This window comes from Saccharopolyspora shandongensis (assembly GCF_900106995.1).
Classification (GTDB): domain Bacteria; phylum Actinomycetota; class Actinomycetes; order Mycobacteriales; family Pseudonocardiaceae; genus Saccharopolyspora; species Saccharopolyspora shandongensis.
Genome location: NZ_FNOK01000120.1, coordinates 1 through 6,715 on the forward strand (window position 1 = coordinate 1; position 6,715 = coordinate 6,715).

Genomic DNA, 6,715 nt, shown 5'->3' on the forward strand with positions numbered 1-6,715 from the left:
GGCGGGAAACACCGCTGGGCAAAGCGCGGCGGGAAGCGAAGCGGAATATGCCGTGTCAGAGAGCGGAGGCTCTGCCCGGTCCGGCGAGCCGGTCGGCGATCTGATCCACGATCGCGTCCGCCTGGGCCGCGCTGTCCTCGCCGAGCGCGGCTTTCACGGACTCGCGCACGACCGGGCCGACGACCTCGGCCAGTGCCGGGCGCAGCGCGTCGGCGACCTTCGTCGGGTCGACGCCCTGCATGTTGGCCAGGGCGGCGCGGATCGCGACGACGTGCCCGAGGGTCTGGTTGGTCCAGCTGCCCGCGTCGAACCACAGGTTGGCGCCGGTCGTGCGGTTCTTGTCGCCCGGGATTCGGGACTGCTGCAAGCCGTTCACGGCGGCATCCAGGCGGGTGATGACGTCGCGCACCTCGTTGAGGTCGCGCTGCGTCTCGGCCATGAACGAGTGCACGGTCTGGTTATTGCCGTAGCTGTCGCGCCAAACGGTGTCGAGTGCCATCGATTCGATCCCTCCGGGAGCGGTTGAGGTCCCGGCCGCCACGTCGCGCCGGAACTGGTCGAGGTCCACGTGGCCGGGGTCGATCTTCCCGGTCACGGAGGTTTCGCGGTGGCCGCGCGCGGCCTCAGCTGGGCGGCCGAGCTTGGCCAGCACCGCCCGCGTCGCCCGCACCGCCGCGGTGTACTGCTCAGGACTGGGCGACTGGTTGACGCCGTGGTAGTCCCACTCGAACCCGACGTAGAGCGCGTTCCCGTCGCCGCCAGGGTTCGGGCCGGAGGCCTTCGCCTTGCCGGCGTGGTTGGCGCGCCCGGCGGCGATCAAGTGCACGGTGCCGTCGTAGCCGATGACGGCGTGGCACAGCGGGCCGTCGAGGTCGGGGCGGCCGTTGATGCACGTCTGCACGGTGGGCGCGGGGCGGGCGTAGGACGTGGGGGTGGCGGTGTGGTGGTTGAGCACGCCGAGCGGGCGCGGCTGCGTGCCGCGGGCGGTGCGCTCGCGCCAGCCGGGGGTTTCGACGACGCGCAGACCTGCGGCGCGCAGCACGTCGGCGAGCCACACGAGCGGTAGCGCCATCCGGTGTCACCTCGGTTTCGTTGGATTGGTTGGGGTTGGGGCGTTTGATCCGGGCTCGACGCAGCCGACACCCTCGTACGTGCTGGCGCTGCCCGGGGCGAGGTACAGCACGGGGCGCAGCTCGTACCCGGCGGGGCAGGCGGGCCCGGGTTCGCCTTGCGGCCCTTGCGGGAGTGGGCCGGCGTCCTCGGTGCTGCCGTCGTCGTAGGTGACGATCAGCCGGCCACCTGTGGTGTCGGTCGAGGTGATGCCGCGGCCGTCGGTCCCGACGACGCGACCGAGGTTTTCGCGGGTGCCGTCGGTGTATGCGACGACCAGGTCTGTGCCGTCGATCGAGGTGCCGGCGATACCGCGCCCGCTGGTGCCGTCCGTGCCGGGGCGTCCGTCGGGCCCTGTCGCCCCGATGGGGCCGGCTGGTCCGGTGGGGCCGACGACGGGGCCGACGTCGCGGGCGGTGCCGTCGTCGTAGGACACGACCAGGCGGCCGGCGGTGATCGCGGTCGACGTGATGCCGCGGCCATTCCGTCCGTCGCGCGGTGGCGGTGCGCTTTTGACTTCGGTCGCGGTGGCGCATGCGGCGCCGAGCTTGGCCGCGGCGTCGCCGCCTTGCGCGCAGGCGCGGGCGACGTCGTCGGCGAGCTGATCGAGCGTGCGTTCCGCGGTGTCGGCGCGACCGGTTTCCTGCGCGGCCTGCTGAGTGCGGGCGCCGAGCGTCAGCGTCAGCCACCCCACCCACAGGATCAGGAGTACGAGCACGACGGCGCGCGCTCGCGCCCACGTCATCCACTGTGGTCGGTTCATGTCGCCCCCCGTCGCGCCCGCGCTGCGGAATCCTCCGCTTTCCACCGCTTCCGGCGTTCGTCTTCCAGTTGCGCGGCGAGCTCGTCTGCTCGCTCGCGTAGTTCGGTGAGCTCGGCGACGTATGCGGCGCGCATCCGGTCGAGCTCGGTGCGGTAGTCGCTACGGTCGGTGCTCGCGTGCCGCATCACCACCACAAGCAGGAAAAGCAGAACGCCGCCGATACCGGCCTGCGGCAGAACGGCGGCCAGCGGTCCAGCGACGTCCACGCGCCCCCCTCTCTGGCAGGTCGGGCGTTACATGGTCTGGTGGAGGTAGCAGCCGAGCACCTGACAGGCGACGACGCCGGTTCCGGTGGTGGAGACGGTGAGCGAGACTGGCACCCAGTCGGTGCCGACCTGGGCGGACACATCGAAGGCGCCTTGCCAACTGGTTTCCAGGACGGTTGGGCTCCATGAACCGACTTGCACCCCGTCGACCTTGAGTCGGTAGGTGATGTTCGGGGTGCCAGCCGCGCGTCCCCACACGCCGAAAACGGTGAGCCAGGGGTGGGATACCGACGCGTTGCCTTCCCACAGCACTACCTCAGCGCCGATTTTGGCGGCATCAATGGTTGAGTACCCGTACACCTCGCCGAGTCCGTCGGTGTGTGTGGTGATCGTGCGGGGCACGAAGTGCTGATACAGCTGGACCGGCAGCCACGGGCGGGCGAGTCCCTTTCCGGTGGCGGCGTCGTCGCTGGCGACGATGCGCCCGGTGGAGTCGGCGAGCGCCCAGAAATCCCGGCCGCCGGCGCTCTTGCCGGTGAACATGATCCGGCTACCATCCTCGCGGCGGATGCGCATGATTTGGCGGCCGTCGGTGTCCGGTCCGAAGTAGAGAACCTCGGTGTCGTTGTCGTCGACCATGCGCAGGAACGCATCTTGCAGCAGCGTCAAGCCGCCGCGGCTGATGGTGGCCGACGCCAACCCCACGGACTTCCAGAGCCGCTGGATTTGCTGCTCGGCGCGCTTGATCCGGTCCAGCAGGTTGGACGGTTGATTGATCTGCCCCACTTCGGTCCTCCTATGCGACGCCGTCGAGTAGCGGCGCGAGCGTCAGCGTTACCCGCTCGGCGTCGGCAGACGGCGCGAATTCCATGTCGATGACCCGCACCGGGCCTTCGAACCCGTTGCGGTGGAACCGATCCGGTGGGACCACTAGCCACCCGTCGTCGCCGCGGTTGATGTCGGCCGCGGTGGGTGGGATGTCGCCGCGCACCTCGATCGTGGGCAGCACGACCGGCATGCGGGCGGCCTGCTGGTCGGCCTCGGCGTGGCCGTCTAGCGTTGCCTCGGTTTCGGCGCCGGAGTAGTTGTTTTCCAGCTCCAGCACCGGGAATCCCTGCTCGTATCGTTCAGGCTGCTCGTATACGGCGATCGGGGTGCCGAGGTCGACGCCCTCGCCGGTAGCGAACGCGCGGCTGGCCATGCGGGTGCCGTCGGTAGGCCAGGTGTACCTGATCGCGTTGCCGCCAAGCTCCCACACGTGCGACGAGCCCTGTTGCCCGAGCCACGGGGTTCCGATTCGGAGGATGCGCCGCGGTGCGCCGCTGTCGGTGGGTAGCACGTCGAACACCATGTCGGGGCCGCCGTCGACGTTGGTCAGGTTCCGCAGCGCTTCGCCCACGTCGGTCAGGTCGTAGCCGTTGTAGGTGCGGTCCCGCAGGGTGTTCGAGGTGGAGGTGTCGAACTCGATGCCGATGTCACCGCCGGTGTGTGCCTGCGCTTGGGCGATGAGTTGGCGGGCAATCTCGTTCTGCTCCACGTTGTCGTAGGTGGTGGACAGCGCCGCAACGGTGCTGAGATCCAGGGTGGACGGCAGCACCGGCAACACCTTGCGGTGGTCGAAGTACGACCAGAACTCGCCCGCTCCGATATCAACCGTGCCGGACTCGGACTTGTAGGTGCGAGACCAGATCACCCCGCCCCACATCGGCCGCGAGTCACGGAAGGCGTAGATCACGCGCCGGGTCGGCATCGTCAGGTCGTAAGGGTCGAGGTAGGTCGAGCGCTCGTCGAGTTTCCACGTAGCGCGGAACGTGCCGCTGCTGTTCAGGGGCTTGTTGAACCGCACCCCGGACAGCGGGATCTCTTCGAGCAGGGTGTTGGTGCTCAGATCGGCTATGGCGTAGGTGTAGACCGGCAGCGCCACCGTTCACCCCCGAAGCCACGTCAGCGACATGTTCACGCCGTTCCCGAGCTGGTCGAGGTTCACCGCTGCCCCGGTGTTCTGGTATGCCCACATCGAGACTTTGTCGCCGGCGTTGAACCGGCGCGTGGTGGTGCACGACAGCGAACACGGCTCGCCGGTCTGGTCGCTCGCCGCTTGCGCGTAGCGGCTGGCGGTCGGGCTGCCCGCAATCGCTACCGCGCGTTCTGCGGCCGAACCGGTAGAGACGAACCGGATGTTGGCCGACAGCTGCCACAACCCGGTGCGGTTGAGCGTGAACTCGGTGCCGTTGCCGACTGCCGTGCTGCTCACGTCATCGGACAGGTAGTCGGCATCGGGCAGGTGCACTCGCTGGTCGATGTTGTTGGGGATGGACTGCGTGGTCGTCCGGTAGTAGCGCGCCTCATGCCGGGTTGCGTTCGTGGTCCCGCCGATCGGGAACGCATCCACCCACGTCGAACCGGTCCACCGCTGCACGATGTTCGTCGGCGACAGCATGATCAGCTGACCCGTGATCGGGTTGCTGATCTCGGATGTGGCGGCCACAACGGGGATGCTCGGCACCCGCCAGTCGGTGCCGTCGTGCACCTCCACGCGTTTGGTGTCCAGCCGGTACACCGCTTGGCCGGCGTACGGGGACGCGACGCCGCTGCGCGCGGTGGCGTCGGTGACGGGCAGGATGCCGCCGGCGGCGACGGTGCGCGCCACATCGAACGACGTGATGTTGGAGGTGGTGATCGTGGTCGCGTTCGCAGGGACCACGATGCGCGCGAGCGTGATGTAGTCGGCCGAGCCGGTCACGGGCGGGTCGACCGGGGTTGCCGCCGGTGTGCCGACGACGTGGCGCACTCGAAACTCCGAGTCGGCGTCGGCGAAATACGCATCGGACTGCTGGGCAACGATCAAGTCGTTGCGCGGGTTGGAGGCGTCCGCCGGCGCCGTGCCCAGCACGTTGATGTCCTTGATCGCGTCCAGGCACATCAGGTAGGCGCCGCCGCCGCGCTGGGACTGCACCACGCCGCGGAACGGTGCGACGTGAACGAAGCCGTTCGCGGTGGGTGTGGTCGCGGTGACCGCGGCCGGCGCGGCAGCCGCGGGGAACAGCCCGGTGCGTGAGGTGATGCGTCCGCTCGGGGTGGCCAGCGCGGCGACCGTAATTCGGCCGTCCTCGACGGTCTGCTGACCCACGCCGGCGACCTGCTGCACCGCCCAGGAATGACGCTCAACCATGATGCTCCGATCAGAAAGACGTGTGGTAGTAGAGGCATTCGAGTTGGCCGGTGCCATCGCTGGTTTCGAACCGCACTCGGGTGTCGCCGGGCGGCAGCGTGAACCACTGGCGCCGCACAAGCACGTTGCTGCGGCTCACGCCGGTGGACAGCAGAACCGATCTGTCCTGCGTGGTCAGCATCAGCGGGTGCCCAGCAGGCAGCGTGTACGTGTCGTCGAATACGAGCTCTTGCCCGGTGTCGACGTTGCGGATCACCGGCCGCGTGCACGGCCCGGTGATCCGCCATACCGGTTGCGCGTGAGCGTTTCCGTCGTTGGTGATGACGAGCTCGCCGCCGGACTGCGCGGTGCCCCACACCAACGGCCACATCAGCGGCCACACCAACCCGCCACCGCCGGCCGCCGGCGGGGCAGTGGTGAACGACTGCTGCGGCAGGTGCAGCAGCCGCGGGTTGGTGGCGCGCCACTGGATCGCCCCGCGGGTGAGCCCGTAGTGGTACTCCACCGGCGTCGGGATCATGCGGCGCACACACCGCGCCATCACCATCGCTTTGATGCCCTGCCACTGCACCACAAGCGGTTCCTCGGCAGGGTTTTCGTCTGGGGCGGTGACGCGCCGCAACGTCGCCTCGGCGGCTCGAAACGCTGCCGGGTCCGGGTCGCCGAGCTCGAACGACAGCGTGATGATTCGCCGGTCGGCGTGCAGCTGGCCGGGCTGGTAGCCGTGTTGGTTGGCCAGCTCGGCGTCACCATCGCGCATGTCGGGCAGGTCTTGCCAACCCTCCAACTGCACCAGCTCATACGCGGTGTCCACACCGAGCAGGGCGCCGCGCCACTCGATCTGCCCATCGGTCGTGATCAGATCACCAGCGGCCACTACCCACCCCCACGAGAAAACCAGTCCAGATCAGCCGCGATGTCATAGGGCGACTGGTGAGGCTGCGCCACGAACGTGCCGATGTGGATCGCCGCCCGCGGCGCCGGCTCGCGGGACGGGCCGGCCTGCGCGAGCATTCGCCGCGTTTCGTGCGCCGGCAACACGCGGCCCGGCCCGGACGGGACAAGCAACTCCGGTCCGGTTTCGCCGACCAGCACCGGACGTTGCGAGGCGACCGGACCACCGTGTGCACGCAGCGGCAGCGGAATCCCTGAACCGGGGTTGGTCTGCCCCAGCCCGGGGCCACGTACCACGATGTCGACGTAGCGCCATCGCGGAATTGCGTTCACGGCGTTGCGGACGCTGTCGGCGGCGTTCACCGCGTCCCACGCCCCGGGCGTCGTGATCAGCGTGGCCACGTCGCGAGGGATACCGAAATACCGGTCTGCGAGCGCACGCGCCTGATCGGCGGTGAACCCCATCTGCATCGCCTCGGCGATGAACTGCCCGCGGCGCTGCTCCGAGGC

General features: G+C 69.2%; 8 protein-coding genes. All 8 read right to left on the reverse strand.

Annotated elements, in window-relative coordinates; translation table 11 throughout:
- Positions 1–55: 55 nt before the first annotated feature.
- On the reverse strand, positions 56–1,072 hold the full coding sequence (locus BLW84_RS45765; protein ID WP_093278994.1) for a peptidoglycan recognition protein family protein: 1,017 nt from the start codon (positions 1,070–1,072) through the stop codon (positions 56–58).
- 6 nt (positions 1,073–1,078) lie between these two features.
- Positions 1,079–1,873: a collagen-like domain-containing protein gene (locus BLW84_RS45770; protein ID WP_143061389.1), complete on the reverse strand. Its 795-nt coding sequence runs from the start codon at positions 1,871–1,873 to the stop codon at positions 1,079–1,081.
- Positions 1,870–2,139, reverse strand: coding sequence for a hypothetical protein (locus BLW84_RS45775; RefSeq protein WP_093278998.1), 270 nt, complete (start codon positions 2,137–2,139; stop codon positions 1,870–1,872). The genes BLW84_RS45770 and BLW84_RS45775 overlap by 4 nt, the downstream gene beginning before the upstream one ends.
- A 27-nt stretch (positions 2,140–2,166) precedes the next feature.
- Positions 2,167–2,925: a hypothetical protein gene (locus BLW84_RS45780; protein ID WP_093279000.1), complete on the reverse strand. Its 759-nt coding sequence runs from the start codon at positions 2,923–2,925 to the stop codon at positions 2,167–2,169.
- Positions 2,926–2,935: 10 nt separating this feature from the next.
- Positions 2,936–4,063, reverse strand: a complete 1,128-nt coding sequence (locus tag BLW84_RS45785; protein ID WP_093279001.1) for a hypothetical protein — start codon at positions 4,061–4,063, stop codon at positions 2,936–2,938.
- A 3-nt stretch (positions 4,064–4,066) separates the two neighbouring features.
- Complete coding sequence (locus BLW84_RS45790; RefSeq protein ID WP_143061390.1) at positions 4,067–5,311, reverse strand: hypothetical protein; 1,245 nt, start codon at positions 5,309–5,311, stop codon at positions 4,067–4,069.
- Positions 5,312–5,321: 10 nt separating this feature from the next.
- A complete protein-coding gene (locus tag BLW84_RS45795) occupies positions 5,322–6,188 on the reverse strand; it encodes a phage distal tail protein (RefSeq protein WP_093279005.1) in 867 nt (288 codons plus the stop codon).
- Positions 6,188–6,715 (reverse strand): hypothetical protein (locus BLW84_RS48285; protein WP_218157775.1); only part of this gene is annotated, 528 nt, incomplete at its 5' end. The genes BLW84_RS45795 and BLW84_RS48285, both read right to left, overlap by 1 nt.